The organism is Nocardiopsis listeri (assembly GCF_020741345.1).
Taxonomy (GTDB): domain Bacteria; phylum Actinomycetota; class Actinomycetes; order Streptosporangiales; family Streptosporangiaceae; genus Nocardiopsis; species Nocardiopsis listeri_A.
Map to the genome: position 1 here is coordinate 1 of NZ_DYZD01000184.1, position 18,680 is coordinate 18,680.

General features: G+C 65.9%; 18 protein-coding genes. 4 read left to right on the forward strand and 14 right to left on the reverse strand.

Annotated elements, in window-relative coordinates; all coding sequences use genetic code 11:
• Positions 1–82: 82 nt before the first annotated feature.
• Entirely contained in the window at positions 83–1,042 is a 960-nt protein-coding gene (locus K8V84_RS10080; protein WP_304073462.1) for a nitroreductase/quinone reductase family protein, read from the reverse strand.
• 467 nt (positions 1,043–1,509) lie between these two features.
• On the opposite strand from K8V84_RS10080, the gene K8V84_RS10085 reads away from it, so the two are divergent.
• On the forward strand, positions 1,510–2,673 hold the full coding sequence (locus K8V84_RS10085; RefSeq protein ID WP_304073464.1) for a DUF418 domain-containing protein: 1,164 nt from the start codon (positions 1,510–1,512) through the stop codon (positions 2,671–2,673).
• A gap of 3 nt (positions 2,674–2,676) precedes the next feature.
• Here K8V84_RS10085 and K8V84_RS10090 read toward each other — a convergent pair whose 3' ends face one another.
• The 3 genes from K8V84_RS10090 to K8V84_RS10100 form a co-directional block, all read right to left on the reverse strand.
• Positions 2,677–4,722, reverse strand: a complete 2,046-nt coding sequence (locus K8V84_RS10090) for a serine/threonine-protein kinase (RefSeq protein WP_304073467.1) — start codon at positions 4,720–4,722, stop codon at positions 2,677–2,679.
• A 343-nt stretch (positions 4,723–5,065) separates the two neighbouring features.
• Positions 5,066–7,276, reverse strand: coding sequence for a serine/threonine-protein kinase (locus tag K8V84_RS10095; RefSeq protein WP_304073470.1), 2,211 nt, complete (start codon positions 7,274–7,276; stop codon positions 5,066–5,068).
• A 930-nt stretch (positions 7,277–8,206) separates the two neighbouring features.
• Positions 8,207–8,533: a metalloregulator ArsR/SmtB family transcription factor gene (locus K8V84_RS10100; RefSeq protein ID WP_304073472.1), complete on the reverse strand. Its 327-nt coding sequence runs from the start codon at positions 8,531–8,533 to the stop codon at positions 8,207–8,209.
• Between the two features lie 113 nt (positions 8,534–8,646).
• On the opposite strand from K8V84_RS10100, the gene K8V84_RS10105 reads away from it, so the two are divergent.
• The gene (locus tag K8V84_RS10105) at positions 8,647–9,711 is read left to right on the forward strand and encodes an LLM class flavin-dependent oxidoreductase (RefSeq protein WP_304073475.1); all 1,065 of its coding nucleotides are present in this window, start codon (positions 8,647–8,649) and stop codon (positions 9,709–9,711) included.
• Positions 9,712–9,885: 174 nt separating this feature from the next.
• On the opposite strand, the gene K8V84_RS10110 is transcribed toward K8V84_RS10105, so the two are convergent.
• From K8V84_RS10110 to K8V84_RS10140, 7 genes are all read right to left on the reverse strand, one after another.
• The gene (locus K8V84_RS10110; RefSeq protein ID WP_304073478.1) at positions 9,886–10,086 is read right to left on the reverse strand and encodes an Imm49 family immunity protein; all 201 of its coding nucleotides are present in this window, start codon (positions 10,084–10,086) and stop codon (positions 9,886–9,888) included.
• A 142-nt stretch (positions 10,087–10,228) separates the two neighbouring features.
• On the reverse strand, positions 10,229–10,579 hold the full coding sequence (locus K8V84_RS10115; RefSeq protein ID WP_304073481.1) for a hypothetical protein: 351 nt from the start codon (positions 10,577–10,579) through the stop codon (positions 10,229–10,231).
• Positions 10,580–10,938: 359 nt separating this feature from the next.
• A complete protein-coding gene (locus K8V84_RS10120) occupies positions 10,939–11,829 on the reverse strand; it encodes an immunity 49 family protein (RefSeq protein WP_304073483.1) in 891 nt (296 codons plus the stop codon).
• Positions 11,829–15,212, reverse strand: a complete 3,384-nt coding sequence (locus K8V84_RS10125) for a hypothetical protein (RefSeq protein WP_304073485.1) — start codon at positions 15,210–15,212, stop codon at positions 11,829–11,831. Before K8V84_RS10125 ends, K8V84_RS10120 begins: the two co-directional genes overlap by 1 nt.
• A gap of 67 nt (positions 15,213–15,279) precedes the next feature.
• Positions 15,280–15,663 (reverse strand): DUF6507 family protein, encoded by a 384-nt coding sequence (locus K8V84_RS10130; protein ID WP_304073486.1) that lies wholly within the window; start codon positions 15,661–15,663, stop codon positions 15,280–15,282.
• Entirely contained in the window at positions 15,660–15,887 is a 228-nt protein-coding gene (locus K8V84_RS10135; RefSeq protein WP_304073487.1) for a hypothetical protein, read from the reverse strand. The genes K8V84_RS10130 and K8V84_RS10135 overlap by 4 nt, the downstream gene beginning before the upstream one ends.
• A gap of 561 nt (positions 15,888–16,448) precedes the next feature.
• Positions 16,449–16,691, reverse strand: a complete 243-nt coding sequence (locus K8V84_RS10140) for a winged helix-turn-helix domain-containing protein (RefSeq protein ID WP_304073489.1) — start codon at positions 16,689–16,691, stop codon at positions 16,449–16,451.
• A gap of 182 nt (positions 16,692–16,873) precedes the next feature.
• On the opposite strand from K8V84_RS10140, the gene K8V84_RS10145 reads away from it, so the two are divergent.
• On the forward strand, positions 16,874–17,203 hold the full coding sequence (locus K8V84_RS10145; RefSeq protein ID WP_304073491.1) for a hypothetical protein: 330 nt from the start codon (positions 16,874–16,876) through the stop codon (positions 17,201–17,203).
• Positions 17,200–17,556, forward strand: a complete 357-nt coding sequence (locus K8V84_RS10150) for a hypothetical protein (RefSeq protein WP_304073493.1) — start codon at positions 17,200–17,202, stop codon at positions 17,554–17,556. The genes K8V84_RS10145 and K8V84_RS10150 overlap by 4 nt, the downstream gene beginning before the upstream one ends.
• Before the next feature lie 59 nt (positions 17,557–17,615).
• Here the strand turns inward: K8V84_RS10150 and K8V84_RS10155 are convergent, their stop codons facing one another.
• From K8V84_RS10155 to K8V84_RS10165, 3 genes are all read right to left on the reverse strand, one after another.
• Positions 17,616–17,969 (reverse strand): hypothetical protein, encoded by a 354-nt coding sequence (locus K8V84_RS10155; protein WP_304073496.1) that lies wholly within the window; start codon positions 17,967–17,969, stop codon positions 17,616–17,618.
• Positions 17,970–18,002: 33 nt separating this feature from the next.
• Positions 18,003–18,365, reverse strand: coding sequence for a hypothetical protein (locus tag K8V84_RS10160; protein WP_304073499.1), 363 nt, complete (start codon positions 18,363–18,365; stop codon positions 18,003–18,005).
• 110 nt (positions 18,366–18,475) lie between these two features.
• Positions 18,476–18,680, reverse strand: a 205-nt coding sequence (locus K8V84_RS10165) for a hypothetical protein (protein WP_304073503.1), incomplete at its 5' end; no start/stop codon positions are given.

The window sequence follows — 18,680 nt, forward strand, 5'->3', positions numbered from 1 at the left end:
CGCAGAGGAGTTGGACATGTGACCTCACTCGAACGGGGCGGCCCGCGAGGGATCCACCCCTTTAGGACCGCCCCGGACGGGGTCACTCCGCGGGGATGGGCGGTGGGAAGGGGATCTGGGACAGGACCGGGATCAGGCTCTCCTCCTCGAAGTCCAGGTGGGCGTTCAGCTCCCGGGACATCCGGTCGAGTTCGGCACGGAAACGGTCCGGGTCGGCGGTGGCCAGATCGTCCAACAACCGCTCCAGCTCGCCGCGGATCCGGTCCACGACCCGGTGCTCGGCGATCAATCGCTCGACGGGTTCGCGCAGGTGCGGGTAACCCTGCACGAGATTCGGGAAGACACCGTCCTCACCGCTGTGGTGGAAGTGCAGCGACTCGCAGAACGCCAGACAGTGCTGACGAATCTGCAGGTTCAGACCCACGGGGTCGCCGGTTCCGGCGTGTTCGGCCAGGTACGCCTCGGCCTCATCACGAACCCGGTCGAGCTGACCGCGCAGCCATCCGTGCACCTCGAACAGCTTCTCGGCGAGGTTGGTGACCTCTCCGGCGCTCTCCGGGGCGGCGGGTTGGAGCTCCACCACCGGCAGCCGGCGCCCGGACCGCGATTCGTAGTCGCCAAAGCCCGGTTCGCGACGGACGATCTCCTCGAACAGGCGGTCCCGTTCTGTGTCCTCGGTGGGCACCGCGACCGCTTCGAAGCGTTCGGAGCCCAGCTCGACGACCACCATCGGGTGCGCGAGCAGGTTGCGGTACCAGTCGGGGTCGCGGGACGACCCTCCCGCCGAGGCGACGACCAACAACCGGTCGTCGATCCTCAGGTAGGCGAGCGGGTTGGTGTACTCGCGGCCCGACCTGGCCCCGGTGGTGGTGAGCAGCAGCAGGTCACCACCTTCGAACATGCCGCCGACGCGGCCGCCGTTGGCTCGGAACTCCTCCACCACCGGCACGTTGAAGGGGCTCACCACGGGTTCGGGGCGGGCATACGGCTGGGGTCGGTCGGGCCGAGCGGTCTGGTCGTTCTGAACGGTCTGGTCGGTCATGGAAGTACCTCCTGAAGTGAGTGGAGGCGGCCGACCCCGAGCACACGAGGTGTCGCCGTCGAGGGCGCTGTCCGGCCATGGCGTCGCCCGGGCGACGTGGACAGACCCGGCGGGGCAAGGCGAAGAGGGCGCGTGGACGCGTCGAGGCGAGTGGTGTTCGGGGAGGCCGCCGGTCGAAATGCCGGACGGCGCAGCGGCCGGGAGAGGGCCGCGAGCGATTCAGCCGCTCAGATTCCGTACGCGAAGTAGTGGCTCACGATTGGCTCCCCGAAAGGTTCAGGCGCCTCCATGTCGACCGACCGGCCCACTGCTCTTGGTTCGGGACACGCGACGCCCCACCAGCTTAGCCGGCCGTGCCGGTAGGGGGAACCCCACCGAAGGTCTCGGCTCGGCCCCATGGGTTTCCCTCGGGCGGATCCGTAGTTTCGGGATCGCCCCCTCTCACCCGTCACTCCCTGGAGAGACCCATGAGGCGTTCCCTCGCCCCCGATCTGGCCCGCGGCTTCATGCTGCTGTTCATCGCGCTGGTCAACGCGCGGTTCTTCCTCACCCACGCCGACACGGTTCGAGGCGTGGGCGACCAAACGCTCACCTTCCTGCAGTCCCTCCTGGTGAACGGCCGGGCCATCCCGTTGTTCTCGCTGCTGTTCGGCTACGGCATGGTGTGGATCGCCCGTCGGGTCACAGATTCCGGGGGCGGGTGGGTGCACGTGCGGACGGTGCTGCACCGGCGCGGCCTGTGGATGCTGCTGATCGGCCTGGCGCACGGTGTGCTGCTGTTGCCGGTGGACATCGTCGGCGCCTACGGGTTGTCGCTGGTGCTGTTCCTGTTCTTCCTGCGGGTCGGGGACCGAACGCTGTTGTGGACGGCCGGCGTGTTCGCGGTGGGTTCGGTGGCCCTGAACGCCCTGCTCACCTTCGTCCTGGGCGGCCAGGGCGAGGAGGAGGGCGCGGCCGCGCACGCAGCGACGCCCTCCCTGGTGGAACCGGACTTCGTGGCGGCGATGGGCGAACGCTTCGCCGAGTGGGTGCTCTACACGCCCGTGACCCTGTTGTTGGTGGTGATGCCCCCACTGTTGGTGGGTGTGTGGGCCGGGCGTCACCGGATCCTGGAGCACCCCGAACGGCATCGGACCCTGCTGCTGCGCACCGTCGTCGTCGGTCTGGGCATCGCGGTGGCGGGCGGTCTGCCGGACGCCCTGGTCACCGCGTCCCTGGCGCCGAACCCGGGGCCGGAGGTCGAGCCCGCCCTATGGATCCTGCACGATGCGGCCGGCTGGGCGGGCGGCGCCGGATGGGCGGCCCTCATCGCCCTGGTCGCGCTCGGGCTGTCCAACGCGCATGCGACCGAACACCCGTTGGTGGTGGCGGTCGCCGCCGTGGGCGAGCGTTCCCTGAGCTGCTATCTGACGCAGGCGGTGGTGTTCACCCTGGTGTTCGCGCCCTACGGACTGGGTTGGGGCTCGACGGCGAGCGCCTCGGCCGCCGCCGGTGTGGCGGTGGCGACGTGGGCGGCGACACTGGTGTGGGCCGACCTCTCCCGCCGTCGTGGCGGGCGCGGACCCGCCGAGACGCTGCTGCGCAGGCGCGTCTACGCCGGGATCCACCTGCCCGGGCGCACGGGCGAGTAGAGGTCATCCCTCGTCGACGGGGCAGTCCATCATCGTGTTGGACTCCAGTGAGGTGTCCGGGACCGCGAAGAAGCCCGAGCCCATCGTCTCTTCGTCGCGCCACTCCAGGGTGCCGTCCACGTCGTAGCAGTGCCCGCTCATCTCGTGCGTCAGCGGACCCGAGTGCGCGGCAGGCCGGTAGGCCACCCCACCGCGCTCGGGGGCTCCCGAGATGTACACGGTCAGCGTCTCGGCGGGGTGATCCGGACCCAACACGGTCAGGGGTGTCAGGGGCGCTTCCAGCTCACTCCCGGTACCGCCTCGGTGGACCTCCTTGTCCACCCCGGAGTTCTCCGCGGGGTCGAGCGGGACGAGGGTCATGAAGTCCTCGGCGTACACGTTGTGGCTGCCCACGTCGGGGTGGTAGCGCAGCTCCACGGAGAACTCGGCCCCGTTGGCGGCCGGCACCACCTCGGTCATGCACACGGACAGCACGGGGAACGCGCTCAGGCCCGGCGTGGCCAGTCCGTAGTCGACACTGTCGTGGTCGACCGGATAGACGAACGGCCAGATCTCGGGGTCGACGACAGGGGTGCCCTCCGGCCCCGGGGTGAGCAGTTCGAGGTAGGTCTCGGACGCGGCGGCCTGGGGGTCGAACGGACGCCACTGCGCCCGTGCCTCCTGGGCGCCGACGCGTTCTACGTCGTCGCAGGCCATGGGCTCGGGGGCGGCCGGCTCGGGTTCCGGTTCCTCTTCCGGGGAGACGTCACCCGCGGAGCCCTGGTCGGGTTCCTCGGCCACGACGTTCTCGGTTTCGGCGTCGCCGAGCGTCTCGAACAGCAGGTAGCCGATGCCCAGCGCCAGGGCCATGCCGACGGCGCCGACCACCAGCCACAGGCCCACGCGCGGCCCTCCGGCGGTCTCCTCGTCCTCTTCGAGCACCAGCTCCCGGGTGTGGTTCGCGGCGCCCGGTTCGCCCCGGGCCCCGAACAGGTAGGCCTTGGCGTCGGGCTCGGGTTCCGGGGCCGGGGTCTGGACCGGCACCCCGGGGGTGGGCGCGGCGGTGGGTGCGGGCTCCGGCTCGGTAGTGCTCTGGGCCAGGGCCGCGTTGGTCCAGGTCACCGGGTCGTGCGGGGGGATGTTCAGGGCCGACCAGTGCTCGGCGATGAGCGCGCGCAGCCGGTCGGGCCAGGTGTCCGCGGTGGCCCGTTCGTCGATGCCGAGCAGCAGCAGACATTCCAGGTACGCCTCGTCCGCGGAGGGGCGCCGGGCGGGATCGGGTGAGAACGCGCGTTCGAGCAGCGGGCGCAGTTCCTCGGGGAGGGCGCTCAGGTCCACGCGCGCCTCGCGGGCGCGGGCCGCCATCTCCCACACGATCTGTCCGGGGACCCGCCCGGGCACGTGGCCGGCGGGGTTGGGGCCGAACGGCGGGGTGCCGGTGGCGGCGTACACGACCAGACCGGCCCACCCGTGCACGTCGGTGGCGGTGGAGGCGGCGGCCCTCTCGTACCGTTCGGGGGCCAGCCAGCCCAGGCTCTGGGCGCTCTGGGTGGGTGCGCTCGGGTCGATGCGGCGGACGATGCCGTAGTCGAGGACTTTGGGGCCGTCGGCGGCCACGACCACGTTGCCCGGGCGCATGTCTCCGTGCACCAGACCCATGGAGTGGAAGCCGGCCAGGGCCTCGGCCATCCCGGCCGCCAGGACGAGGAGCTGGTTCCCGCTGAAGGGTCCCTGGCCGCGCATGCGTTGCCACAGCTCGAACCCGGGGATGTACCCGACGGCCGACCAGGGTCGCCCTTCGTGGACACCACTGTTTTGGACCGGGACGGTGCACACACCACCGGCCTGGCGCATGAGCGCGACCTCGTCGGCTGCGTCGGCGCCCTCGGTCCATTCGGCGTCGGCGATCTTCAGGGCCAACGTCTCGTGGTCCGGTGAGACGGCGGCGTAGAGGGTGCCCAGACCGTCGGCTCCGAGCCGCCCGATCAGGCGGTAAGGGCCAACCTGGAGCGGGTCGCCGTCGGTCAGGGGTGTGACGTTCGGCGGCAGGGCGGGGGAGGAGAAATCCATTGGGGGCAGCTTTCCACACATCAAGGGACGGTTGTGGTGGCCTGTGCCGGGATAGCACATTCGATCCCGTGGTCCTGCGAATCTACCCAATCCGCAGGGCACTCGTCGCCGGGGTACCGGTGTCGAAAAGCCCCACGGGGCCGCCCAGAAAGGGCTTTCGACCGACCACCCGCCACCGGACGAGTGACCGCCCCTGGACCGGGAAGCCGCTGCTCATCGCCGATCCCGGTTCCATTCGTTCCCGGGCGGATCGTCGAATGAGAGCGGCGTCACAGCATCCAAAGGCCCCGTTTCGCGTCCCGGGCCGTTATCAGGTTGTTGGGCAGGAGGGCGGAATTCGCACTCAACCCGGAAAGTCGGACAGGTGCCCGCGCAACTTCTTGAGCTGTTCCTCGCTTCCCACATCGCCCTCGTACCCGTCATCGTCCTCGACGACCGCCGGTGGTCGGGCGATCGTTCCCGGGCCCTCCTCCAAGCGCCGTCTCAGCGCGCCGATCTCCCCGGCCTGATCCCGACCCAGGACCATTCCGATCACGCCGAGGGCGACACCGGCGAGGATCATCACCACTGCGAGCACACCCAGGGTGTTCGTGTAGGCGACACCGAAGACCAGCCCCACCACCGCCGTAGCCGCGCCCAGGATCGACAGGCCCCGTGGCAGATGTCGGGAGACACCGTTCTCCAAGGCCTCCAGCCTCTCCTGCGACCGCTCCCGCTCGGCCTCGCCGGTAGGCGGCTCGGTGGTCCGCCCCTCGTCCCGGCCCTCCCCCGCCGCGTTCGCCCGTCGCACCCGACGCGCCTCGGCGCGATCGCGCAGCCGCTTGCCCCGCTCGGCCACCGTCGACAGGTCCTCGCGCTGGGCCCGCAGCGCCACGGCCACCGGCCACGGATCGTCGGCCTCCTCGATGGCGGCGCGTACCCGTTGGAGGACCTGCTGTTCGGGGCCCTCCTGGAACCCCTGCGTCACCCACGCCACCAACACACCCGCGTCCGCCTCGCGCTTGTCGTGGGTGGCGAGCATGTGAACGAGGTCGCCCTTGCGCACCGGAGAGATCTCCCTGGGGGTGAACGCCAGCGACTCTGCGACCCGGTTCATCCACTCCTGGCCCTTACGCAGCCGCTCGAACAGGACCGTGGCCTGTCGGGCGACCCGACCGTACAGAACGCACGGGGCGCCCCACACACACGGCTCGTGTTCGATGCGGAAACAGTGGTGCTTGCCGAACGCCCCCAGCAGGTCATAGTGCTCGATGAAGTACACGAGCGAGTCGTACTCACCGTTCCGGTACGGCCAGGCTCGCCCGTCCCGGGTACTGAAAAGGGCACCCCAGGACATGTCGACGTCACGAAAGAGCGCCCCCAGGCGGGGGTCGAGTTCGGCGATCAGGTGGGCGGCCTGGACGTCGGCGCCCCCGTAGTCCTCCGGCAGCGCCCCCACCACGCGGTGGGCCTCGCCCTCCTTCTCGGGCAGCCAGCGCAGCAACGCGTGGCGTTCACGCGGCTCGCTCAGCATCTCGTGCGCCTCCGCCCACCGTTCCTGCATGCCCGCGGCGAGTTCGGTGGGGTCGGCGTAGTACACGCCCGCGATCTGGAAGGGCGGCCGTCTACTGCCGCTGACACTACGCCAGTAGGCCTGCACGCCCTCGTCCAACAGCAGGGTGCCGCTCCCGTGGCCGCCGTCGAGGCGTTCGTGCTCGGGCGGCACCTCCTTGCCCAGGAGGATGGCCAGGAGCTGGTAGGACGTGGGGCGCCGCTCCGGTTCCTTGTGCAGGCAGCTCACCACGATCCGCGCCAGGTAGTCGGGCACCCCTCGTAGATCGGGGGTGTCGTGTTTGATCCGTTCGAGGATGCGGTGGTCGTTGGGCGCGTCGAACACGTGCCCACCGGTCGCCGCGAAGGCCATCACCGCTCCCCAGGCGTGCACGTCGATGGCGGCGGTGACCTCGGAGCCGTTGGCCTGTTCCGGCGCCATGTACCGCGGGGTGCCGATGAGCCCGCTGGCCAGGGCGGTGCGGTTGTCCAGGGTGCGGGCGATCCCGAAGTCGATGACCCGAACACCCTCGCTGGTGATGATGATGTTGCTGGGGGTGAAGTCGCGGTGGACGATGTTGGCTCCGTGCACGGCGCCCAAGGACGTGGCGGTGGCGAGCGCCAGCCGGTAGAGCGGGTCTCCGTACAGGGGGCCGTCCTCGCCGACGAGTTCGCGCAGGGTCCTGCCCTCGACGTACTCGGTCACCACCCAGGGCGGGTCGTCCTCGGTCCCGGCGTCGAACACCTCGGCGATGAAGTACCGCTTGACCTGCTTGTTGTGCTCGACCTCCTTGCGGAAGCGTTCTCGGTCGCGTTCGCGCTCGGCCGGGGAGGCGCCGGCCGGCTCGTGCAGGACCTTGATGGCCGCGACGTGGCCGTCGTCATGGCGCCCCAGGTAGACGGTGCCGAAGCCGCCCACGCCCAGTACCTCGGTGAGCCGGTATCCGCCGAAGGTCTCGCCGATCCGGTTCCCGACATCGTCGGTCGGCCGATGGCCGTTGGTGGACTCTTCGCCGATGTTCACGAGTGACCCTTCTGCAAGCCGGGGGGAGCGAGGCACACTATCTGAAGGTGTGATGCCGTCAGCGGCCTCCTGGTGCTAGGGCCTGCCCGCACGGACGCCGTTCTCACCTCCGCCGTCGAACCCACCGACCGCAACCCCATGCAACCATTGCGTCCGAACAAGCCCGCCATCCCGCCGAACTCCGAGTATCAGGTCCTTCGTCCCGAATCCAGTTGGCCCTACACGATCAGCCCGCAGTACCACCAAGTGGCTCCTTCGGGGTATATAAACCAACAAAAGACCGATGGCCGGGTCCGGCCAAAGCCCAGGATCGACTTCGATGATTAATCGCGAATGGCTGCGGACGACGCACACCCTCAGGCATACTCGTTGTCGTCGGACAGCCGACCGCGGCGGGCTTCGCATCGAGGACCGCAGCCGTCGTGGTGTCCACACGATGCACTCGACGCTCCACGTCCGCGGGGTCGCGTCGGCCACGGCCCGACCCCGCGGATGCGGGTCATAAATGGTCCGGCGAGGCGCTAGAGTACATCACGGGTCCGCTTTTCCACGTTAGTCACGCGAGGCCGGGCGGGCCGAATAGGGAGAGGAATATCGGCAGTTCGTCATTCCCGGGTAGAACTTTCCGATAGTCCTATTTCCGAAGCGCGGCGGTGAGGTTTATCGGGGGAATCCACGTTCTTCACGCACGTGGATGCCTCACCACCGCCACAGGGCCTCTGGATCTACTGCCCTCCGGCCGACAGGCACCAGGAGGGAAAGGGGACCAGAGGATTCAGGGGCCCTTTCCGTAGGGGGTGGAGGCCCGGCGATCTCTCGCATCAGGGGGGAAGAGATCGCCGGGTCTTCCGTACGTCCGGGAACTCGATCGCGGCCACCTTCGTTGGCCCCATCGTGAACGAGCTGAGGATGACACCGGTCGCGGTGGGGTCAGCGGTCCCGGCAGTTGAGCACCGTCTCGAGCAGCCCCGGAAAGCGCCCCTCCAGCTCCTTGTCGCGCAACGACACGAAGCACCGCGTGCCCTCGGTCCGGTTCAGCAGCAGACCCGCGTTGCGCAGGATCTTCAGGTGGTGGCTGAGCGTGGACTGCGCGATCGGCAGATCGATGTCCTTCCAGGCCCGTTCACCCTCCATCGCCGCGAGCATGCACACGATCCGCAGCCGCGTGGGCTCGGCCAGCGCGGACAGGACCGTGACCAGCTCGACCTCGTCCAGCGCCGGATGCTCCGGCCCCTTGGACACACCCCGGGGTGCCAAAGCCCCACCTCCACTCACCCGTTCGGATTTGGTATGCGTTCAGGCGCGAGTGTACCGTCAATGTTCGATGATCGTCGATCATCGAACATTCGAGGTCAGTGGGGGTAAGTGAGATGACCGAAACCGAGAGCGCCAGAGGGAACCGTCCCGGATCACCCGTGCCCGGGGGCGGGCTCGCCCTGTCCGTCCTGGACCACGCGAGCATCGTCGAGGGTTCCGATCCCGGTCAGGCCCTCCGCGACGCCCGCGAACTCGCCCAGAACCTGGAGAGTTGGGGCTACACCAGGTTCTGGCTGTCCGAACACCACAACATGCGCGCCATCGCCAGCGCCGCCACCTCCGTCGCGCTGGGCTTCATCGCCGAGGGCACCTCCACCATCCGCGTGGGTTCGGGAGGCGTCATGCTCCCCAACCACTCGCCCCTGGTGATCGCCGAACAGTTCGGCACCCTGGCCTCCCTCTACCCCGGCCGCATCGACCTGGGGCTGGGCCGTGCTCCCGGCACCGACCCTCGCACCATGCGCGCACTGCGTCGCGACCACTCCGCCTCTTCGACTTTCCCGCAGGACGTCCAGGAGCTACAGGCCTTCTTCGAACCGGCCTCCCCCGGCCGGCCGGTGCGCGCCATTCCCGGCGAGGGGCTTCGCGTGCCGCTGTGGATCCTCGGGTCGAGTCTGTTCGGCGCCCGGTTGGCCGCCAACCTGGGGCTGCCGTACGCTTTCGCTTCGCACTTCGCCCCGCAGGCGCTCTATGAGGCCCTGGCCTCCTACCGGGGCGACTTCTCACCCTCGGACCAGTCGGCACGGCCCTACGTCATGGCGGGGGTCAACGTGTTCATCGCGCCCACCGATGAGGAGGCCCGGAGGCTGTTCACCTCCATGCAGCAGGCGTTCCTGGGCACCCTGCGCAACGCCCGCGGGCTCCTGCCGCCGCCCATCGACCCCAAGTCGCTGGACACCATGTGGCGGCCCGGGGAGAAGCAGCAGTTGGAGTCGATGTTGCGCTACTCGTTCGTGGGCTCACCCGAGACCGTCAAGACCAAGATCGACCGGTTCGTCGCCGACACCGGCGTGGACGAGCTGATGGTCTCGTCGATGATCTTCGACAAGAAGGCCCGCATGTACTCCTACGAGGCTCTCGCCGACCTGTACGACCTGGGGGCGGCCAAAGAGGACTGACGGGACACAAGACCCTGGTCGGGGGAACTGGGTCAAGGGTGGCGGAACCGGGTCAGGCAGGACCCGGACCGTCTCCCCCGGCCACCGGGGTGTGGGGCGGGGTCGCGAGGGCCTCGCCCCACACTTATGTCCAAGGTTCGGGGGCGAGCAGGCTTCTGCCCGTGCAGAGGCCGATCATGTGGGGAACTCGCCGTACCAGGACCTCTGCACAAGATGCTTGGGAAGATACCCGGACTCCACTTCGAGACGGAAGCCAGGATCCACCTCCGCCGTGCCGTAGGCCAGGCACGCGAGGGCGAGGAGATCCAGGTGAAAGACCCCATCGATCTCATTGCTACGGTCCTCGGTCGTCCAGTACTCGGCGTGGGCGACCAATCCTCGGCCGGCGCCTCATCGAACCCGTCACTGTGCTGCACCAAGCACCGGAAGGCGTTCAGCCGGGGGAAGACCAGCTTGTCGAGGCTCTCCGCGCCACCGACCTCAGGCTGCTCCGGCGCGGACGGCTCCATCGCCTCGATCAGGTTCTCACCCAGGTCCGGGCCGCCCAGAACAAGGTCTTGAAGGGCGGTGGTCCGGTTACCGTGTTGGCCAAGTAATCCGACCCCGTCGCCTTGGTCTTACACACCTTGTGGTGAACCATCAACTCCGAGGGATCGCCCTGAGGAGAAGTCGTGATCTTGAAGAGTGCGTAGTGCATCTGCATTTCAGGCGTCCAATCCTCCCAGGCGTCCAGCTCGACCACCTCAGGGTCCGCCACGGTTTTACAGGTAGTGGCGACCTGAAAGCACCCGACCATGATGTCAATCCTGCCAGGGCACTCTTTTAGGGCTGATGGATATTTTTCTCGATTCCCATGCACTTTATCCATCAGAGCAGGCCCTTCACGGCACCTAAGACCATACGCAAGGATTGAATTTATACACCGCATCTCCCGAAAGGCATCGGAGCCTCATTCCAATCACTGCAGGCGCACCATCAAAACCAAGGGTCGGAGCACCGCTCTCTAGTTTCGGAATCAGCCATGAGTGCAGTCGGTTGGAAGAACTCCAACGCTGAACCAACGCTGCGCCCCTAGGGGACCAACCAAGACCGCGATCCCCGTGAAGTTGAAAAACCCTTGCACACCAGGACAGCGGGAGCCCCGAGCAATACTCGCACTTCAAACCCAAGAAGCAGCATGAGAAGGACTCTTCGAATCAACGGATATTTCTGTTCAGGCGCTTTATTTCACAGTGAAAATTCGCCATGCCAGGACCGATCCAGGATTTTTTCTGGAAAATAGGGAAAAGCAAGGCTCGGATTGAACTCAGAAGAGACCTGGGAAATATCGTAGGCCATGCAAGAAAGGCCAAATAGCTCCATAGGAACGACGCCATTGAGGTCCTTCTCCCGTTCCTCATCTACGGTGTAATAGGAGTGGAAAAGACGCGTTCCCTGCTCTAGGGCATCGTTAAATTTTTCGGCATCCATCTCAGCGAGTCGAAGAAGAGAGTTGATTGCAGGGAAGACAAGGTAGTCGAGGTTGTCCGGGCTGCTGATACTGGTGTAATCGGGTTGCGACAGACGCATGGCCTCATAAAGATGATCCCCCAGTTCAGAGCGATTGAGGATGTAGTCCTGGATCGCATCGATCCACGGATAGATAAAATCGTCATATCCTCCACCACGAACCTCTCCCGCCTCTTTGAGGAAGGTGGTAGGAATCTGGCACAGGAAGCGCACTCGGGCTTCGTCTCTGCAACTGACAGCCAGAGAGAAGGCAGTGATCCAATTTCCCGCATCGCTCTCCGGGCCCGGGGGGATCGCGTTGAGTGTCCACGTCCGCTGGTCGATGTGCCGCTCGACAGTAGTGTCAGGGTCGGCTGTGCTCATCGCGAAGACGGCTTCTGCGGCCTGCATCCAGGTACTCCAGAATCTCCAGGTACGGACCTCGTTGGCATCAGGGTCCACAGCCAAGGCCATCTGAGACTGGAGCCTGATGCTGTTGAGGTGGCTCCCCACGATGAAGGGGGAAGTGACCATCTCCTCCACCACCTCCCTCCGTTCCAGTTCATATCGCCCCAAACGATCCCTGTAATGTGGAAGACTCACATCATGTCGCTCCAGGTTGGATTCCATTATTTCCCTCCTTGATTTCCTGTCAGCCTGTCGTTCGACACATCGAACAGATTGAATGTTACACCATCATGACTCCCCGCGCCTGTAGAAAGACCCTTGATCTCGGCATAGAAGAGCTTGTTTTGAGCGAAAGCAGTCCTCATTTTTTTAGCGAGATCCGCCTCATTGACATATCCACTCCCAAATGGTTCATCGCTAAGACGAGCGTCTTTAGCCCCTCGCGCTTCCATGTCATCCCAGGTAGCTTCTAGATAGTCCTCTACCCCCTGAGACACCTTCCTCTCGGTCGGCCCATTTCCAACCTTCCTTTCGCCAAGAGAGGTACCCTTGTCAGCCTTAGCTTCGACGACGAGAAAACTTCCTTCTTCACCCGGGTAGACGAGATCGTACTGTCGATTCCCGCTGCCTGGGGCTGTACTAACCTGGTCCAGGAGGTTCCCCCCGACCACAGCCGGAAGATCTATTTCCCCGGGCACCTTATTTCCGTCCTGATCCTTCCTGATGATTTCAATCGTTCTATTCCCGTTAAAAATATCAGAGACGTAGGACTTCGCCGCCCCCACTCCATAATCTTCACCAGCAGAAGTGACTTCCGCATGTGCGGAGGACTTCGTTTTCTCTGCGTCCTTAACATGGGAATGACTTGGATCGCCAGCATGGACTTCGTTTTCTTTCTCAAGAATCTTCTTGGCCAAAGAAAGATCATCAATAGCGTTCTTTCTGGCCAATGCAAGATCGTCAAGATTCACATTGTCCGAGTGGCCTTCCCGCCTTCCGAAAATGATCTTCTTATCAGGCGATAGGTAATCCGGCTTTGCCGCAGAGGGAAGGTCTTCTGAAGGAACCCAGGATTTTGACCGATCATCCCACTGAACCTTCGGCACCCCCCATTCTCCAATTTTATCACCCTCACTCCAACGATGGCCATTCGTGGAATTATAAAAAATGTCGAACAACCTGTGGTCGCCATTCGCACGAATCAAGAAATCTTCAGAGAATTTTTTGGCAGTACTCGTGTCCAGACCCTGCAGATAGTCACGAGCGGCTTCCAAACGCCCCTCAGGGGTAAGGACACTTCCTCTAACACGAGGCGGTTCATTATTCTTTGAATCTCGACTTACCTCGGTGAGGTTTGGCTCTCCCTTAGGTCGTTCACTGGCCTGATTTATTTCAGGAGCAGATGTCGGAGAATCACCTCTACTCGTTGGAGAGGATTCCTTGTATGGGTCTTCATCCTGCCCCCCATTTTCCCTGGGTCGGTCAGAGCCTGATTCCCCTCCGTCTCGGTGAGGTCCAGGATCCACAGGGCGGGGCCCACTTGTGTCGTGGAACGGGGCAGCACTATTCCTATGGGTGGTGTTGTGATCCCGGGAGTCAACCAGGTCACGCCGACCCGAGGTGTCCAAATCGGGTTTGACGGAGTTGGGGGATCCTCCGTCCTGGTTGCGGACGACGGGGCTGTTGTCGCGCATATCGGTGTTGCGATGCCCGGGTCCCTCGGCGATCTCGTTACCGAAGGGCCGACCTCCGCCGAACTCGTTACTGCCGGAGAGCCACATCGGTTCCGGGGAGAGCGGGCTGTTCCTGGACGCAGACGCCGTCTGAGTATCCGGCGGGTGAGGAGCACCCACCGTCTCTAGTACCTTGCCCTCGTTCGGGTCACGGTTCTGATCGTTGTCTTCGGCCCTGCTGTGGGAGTCGCCCGCGAACTGCGACGAAGCCCCGGAAGCTTCCCGCACCTCCGGTGAGAAGGGAATCTCGGGTCGGGATCTCGTGCGGTCCCGGTCCGCTTCGGCCAGGTCCCTTTGGACCTCGGGGTCGGACTTGGTCTTGTTGTCGATCTCGGCGAGGTCGGGGTGGTCGAGGATGTCGTCACCGAGCAACGCATCGCCCACCGTGGGGTCCTGTGCCGGTCGCCGGACGGGGCGGTGGTCGGCTTCCCCGGATGTCTGTGTCGGGCGAGCACCACCAGGGCGACCCCCCTCGGCCTCCCCACCCGTGTGTGTCGAAGTGGCCCCGGCCGACTCGACCCCGTTCTGCCCGGGCGGCATCAGACGGTTGATCACGGCCTTGATGTCGGCCCACTGGCTCGGGCCGAACCCGGTGGCCTCCAGCGCCTTCCCGGTCAGATCGATCAGCGGCGACCCAGAGCCACCAAAGCGCGGGATGTCGGGGATCTGGGGCACATCGATGTCCACACCACCCGAACCACCACCGCGACCGGAGCCGCCCATCCCGTCCATGATGGACATCCCACGCCAGGCCATCAACGGCACACCCACCACCGCACCCACACCGGTGGCCGTCAACGCCGCACCACCCACCAGGCCGATGACGTTCAACGCCGCCGTCCCGATCACATACCCGGGCCGATCCCCCCACTCCTCCCACGGCACCACCGAGTGCGCCAGGTCCTTCCACGCCTCACCCATCGACCCCCAGCCGGCCCAGCTCAGGGAGTCGGACTCGGCGTCGTACATCCCCACCAACGAGGCCGCCGAGGTCAGGTTGTCCCAGTGGTACTCCTTGAGCGCGTCCCCCCACGACGCCTCGAACCACCCTTGGGAGGAGTGGGCGCCCACCATCGCGCCCACACCCTGCACAGCGTCCACACCGAAGTCCCACACCGAGTGGCCCACATCGACCCACCAGCCGTGATCGGTCTGAGCCCCCTCATGCCCCCAGGCCTGGGCCAACTCCGAGATGTCCTGCTCGAACCCGTGATAGAACACGTTCGGGTCGAGCTCGGCGTCACCCTCGGGCTGTTTCTCGAAGTTGGTGCGCCCGACAATCCCGGCGTTGATGGCGTTGGCGCAGGTGTTCTCGACCTCGGTGTAGTCGGTGATGATCGTGCGGCCCTGATCGATCAGGGCCTTGTTCTCCTCCACCAACGGGCTCTCGTTACCGGCGATCCGGTCCCAGACCCCATCGGCCTTGTCCCAGTCATCACCCTCGGCGGCGATCCGCGAGCGCAGATCGTAGGCCTCCACCCGCAGATTGGACCAGCGGGTCTTGATGTCGGCGACGTCCTGGGCGAAGTCCTCCAACGCCCCGGCCACCCGGTCCAACTCCTCACCCACGGTGTCGCCGTCGGTGGCCACCGGGTCCAGGACCGAGAACAGGGTCTCGGCCTCCGGAGCGGAGTAGTGACCGCTCAACCCGGCCCAGGAGGAAGTGATGTCGTTACCGGTGTCGGCGATCGAGGTGCCCAACTCACGCAACCCCGAGGCCATCGCCTCCACGTAACCCACCGACACCGACGGTTCGGGGAAGGTCAACGGGCTGATGATGTCATCGGCGTCCGTGAGGCGCCCCATCTGGTCGTCGACGCTCAATGGGGGTGCGGGGGTGGCCGCACCCGCACCCGGGTCCGCGATCGGCACAACGAACTCCAAAACAAGACAGGGGGAAGGGGGGAACAGGAGAACCAGGAGTCAGCAGGTCAGTGGGTCAGACGGGCCGGCCCGCGCCGGGACCGCCCACGGGACCGGAGGGGGCGTTGGGGTCGGGGATATCGCCGGCCTGGGCCTGGGCCTCGGCGGCCATGTCCTGATCACCCTCGACATAGGCGGTGGTGGCCTCACCCGCACCTTGCAGACCTGAGGCGGTCAGCGAGAGCATGTCGCCCAACATGGCGAAGTTGTGCTCGGCGAACTCACCGATCGCGATCCCGATGGGGGCGCTGTTGATGTGGGAGTTGACCGCGGTGATCCGCGTTTCCAACTGACTCATGTGCCCGAGCAGCCCGGATCCGCCGCCTTCCTCACCCAGATGTTCGGCGGTTTCGGAGAGCACTGACCCGACCTGGACCGGGTCGATGGACCACTCGCTCACGATCGGCCTCCCCGGGCCGGAGCGCGGAACGCCTGGGGGCGGAACATCTCGTCGGAATCGACCTCATCGCCCGTCCAGTCGATCGCCTGACCGGAGGCGTTGGGCGATGCGAAGTCGGAGACCGAGATCGTGTGCCACATCCGGTCCAGGCAGGCCAAGGTCCGGTGGAAGTCGGTAGTGCCTCGGGTGCGCGCCTGTTCGGCTGCGGCAGCGATGCGCACCACGGGGTGCGGCGGCCGACCCGATCGTTGTTCCTGTTCTTCCGGGGGTGGGGGTGTGTCCCCGGTCGGATGTGTGCTCCCCGTTTCGTCATAGACGAACGCGAACCTCACGGGCCTGCCTTCCCAAGGGTCGATATGCGCCTGTTGTCAGATTAGTTGCCTGAATCGTCGGTGTGGTTGCGATTCTGGTGATTTTTCCGCGCCGGCGCACGCTTGGGGAGCCCTGGTGTGGCGTGGAATGGCGTTGGACGCCCCGGGACGAGAACCGGAGCCTCCCGATCACTCCAGGTCACGACACGTGGGTGGCAGAGGAGCCCCGAGGGGACGAGGGAGCGAGGTGACGAAGGCCACTACGAGAGAGTGGCTGCGGTCAGGACGTCACTTCGGGAAGCGACAGAGGAGTCACCCCAGCGCCGCTGCCGGACGGCTCCCGTCGAAACCCTCCCGACGCCCACCATGATGAACCAGTTGATCTTGGTCGCAGCGCCCGTTTCAGCTCCGGAAAGGGCGCTATGTGCAAGATCTTCCAAGCTCAGGAACAGGGTAAGGGGCAGAGGCCGGGATTCAGGTATCCGACGTCGGTGCGACGAACGTTCCCCGCTGGGGCAACGTCACCACCAGCCCTTCATCACGAAGGAGTGCGATTGCGCGGCGGGCGGTCTCCCGAGCGATCCCGTAGTCAGCGACCATCGTCGCTTCCGAGGGCAGCGGGTCTCGTGGTTTGAGCTTGCCCTCTTGGATCTGTTCACGGAGTTGGTGCGCCACCTGCATGTACAGAGGCGTGGGATCGAATCGATCGACATGCATGCTTGCGACGTTAGGCACATGGCATACAGCCTGCATATGGCAGACGTGCTAGACGTCCTAGACAAGATAGACGTATAGTTAAGCCTTGACCTGCTCATGAAAGTGGCCCGGCGGTGCTACCAACACCCCGGGCCCGGACAAGCGAAACCTTAGGAGCGCTTGCCGTGTCATACGTTACTGCCTTGCTGTCCCTACTCATCCGGCTGGCCCGGCCCACACGAGGGGCGCACACCACCGCCTTCGGGTACCTGCGCGAGCTGGGTGGCGAGATGCGCCGCCGTCGCTCTCGCCGGGTCCGCCGCTACGTGCTCGCCCCGGCCGACCACGCCGCCGCGCACTCCCCTGGTCCCGAACCGCTGCCGACCACGCCGCCCCTTCCCTCGGTTCCGGCTCACCCGATCCCGGCACCTCGGCGACCGATCGAGGACGCTTCGCTACGAGTCGAGATCGTTCGGGGCCCCTACCGGGCCTGGGAGAGCCGGCGAGCTCTCCTTCAGGGGGTGCCCGCATGATGCGCGCCACCGACGCCCTCGCCGACCGGCTCACACGCCTCCTCAACGAACCCGACCTGCCCGCCGATGCCGTCACCCGGCTCATCTCGGCGGACACGGTCTTCGGACGCCTTGATCGCCTCCTTCGCTCCGGCGACGCCCTGCCCGCACCTTGGGGTATCCGGCTCGGTAGTGGGGGCGTGGAGTGTATGGAGGTGACCGAGCACTACGACGCACTCTCCGAAGCACTCCGGGAGACCGGTGGAGACGCCGCCTGTTGGCGGGCGCTCTGCCGCGCCCGAGATCGCTGGGGGATGCTGCGCACCGCCATCGCCGGCGGCGCGCCGCTACCCGAGCCCTGGGAACGCGGCTGACAACACCTTGAGGGCCCGGCCGGAAGTGAGACCCCCGGCCGGGCCCTCGTGGTTCCGCTTCATTCCGGCCCAGTGTCCGGAGATTCGGCTTCCAGCCGGGCGGCGCGCCGGTTCAGCTCCTCCGCCTGGTGGTCCCAATCCGGTCCGTGGAGGTAGAGGTCCGACGCGGCCATCCGAAGCAGGTACGGGTCATCCGGCCGCTGCAGGCAGGCCAGACGGTAGGCCAGGTTGCGTGCCCATACCGGCAACCCCCAGCGCCTATCGAAATCGGTGCGGAGCATCTCCAAGATGTCGTCCGCAGGGGCGAAGGTCAGCTTCTCTACGAACTCCATGGCGGCGACCTGCCGGTCCTGGTCAGCACGGAAGCCCTTGGGGTCCGTCAGCACCGCAGCCAACCTGGAAAGTTCGGACATGCCTTCCTCCATGCACGCGATCCATGGACACGTCTACCAGCTGATTTCTTCCGTGACGGCCCACACCAAGACCCGCTTCCCCTCGGGAAAGCTGAACACAGCGCTGCGGTCGACGTTCTCGCCTTGCTTGACCGAGGTGCACCGGCGAGGATCGACCAATTCCGTGTCCCCGATGAAGTGCCGCTCGTGCTGCTCCTCAAGCAACTCTCCTGCGGACACGAGGCGGTAGTTGCCGATCTCTCCGCTCCGGCAGAAGTCTCTGACGTCCTCTTCACCGGGCAGGGTGAAGGTGGCAACATACGTCGCAAATGGATCCACGTCGCCGACGGAGAAGACCTCGACGGACTCGGCAGAGTCCGGGATCTGGGCACCGGAGAGCTCCTCGAAGTCACTCACCTCGGCTTGCGCGGTGGACTCGGCCCCGGATGTGCCTTCTACCCCCGAACAACCGGCCAAGAGCATGGACAAGAGCACTGCCGGCCACAGAACGGCTCCTCGTGATGTCCTCATCCCCCACCCCTGAACGAACTCCCACGCCTCCGCTCTCGCCGGTCGCGGGCATAGCGCCAGGACGACGGGAAGCACAGCGGGATCGCGGTGAGCACGGTGAACGGGATCGCCTGCAACACCGGCGGCCCACCGAACTCGTGGGACCAGACGTTGAGCCCCACGATCACCGCGCACAATCCCGCCACCACGTACAGCACCACT

What these genes read in the sequence shown, in the direction of transcription:
- K8V84_RS10080 (WP_304073462.1), bottom strand. Translation starts at nt 1,042, where the DNA reads ATGACCGACCAGACCGTTCAGAACGACCAGACCGCTCGGCCCGACCGA.
- K8V84_RS10085 (WP_304073464.1), top strand. Translation starts at nt 1,510, where the DNA reads ATGAGGCGTTCCCTCGCCCCCGATCTGGCCCGCGGCTTCATGCTGCTG.
- K8V84_RS10090 (WP_304073467.1), bottom strand. Translation starts at nt 4,722, where the DNA reads ATGGATTTCTCCTCCCCCGCCCTGCCGCCGAACGTCACACCCCTGACC.
- K8V84_RS10105 (WP_304073475.1), top strand. Translation starts at nt 8,647, where the DNA reads ATGACCGAAACCGAGAGCGCCAGAGGGAACCGTCCCGGATCACCCGTG.
- K8V84_RS10115 (WP_304073481.1), bottom strand. Translation starts at nt 10,579, where the DNA reads ATGGATAAAGTGCATGGGAATCGAGAAAAATATCCATCAGCCCTAAAA.
- K8V84_RS10120 (WP_304073483.1), bottom strand. Translation starts at nt 11,829, where the DNA reads ATGGAATCCAACCTGGAGCGACATGATGTGAGTCTTCCACATTACAGG.
- K8V84_RS10140 (WP_304073489.1), bottom strand. Translation starts at nt 16,691, where the DNA reads ATGCATGTCGATCGATTCGATCCCACGCCTCTGTACATGCAGGTGGCG.
- K8V84_RS10150 (WP_304073493.1), top strand. Translation starts at nt 17,200, where the DNA reads ATGATGCGCGCCACCGACGCCCTCGCCGACCGGCTCACACGCCTCCTC.
- K8V84_RS10155 (WP_304073496.1), bottom strand. Translation starts at nt 17,969, where the DNA reads ATGTCCGAACTTTCCAGGTTGGCTGCGGTGCTGACGGACCCCAAGGGC.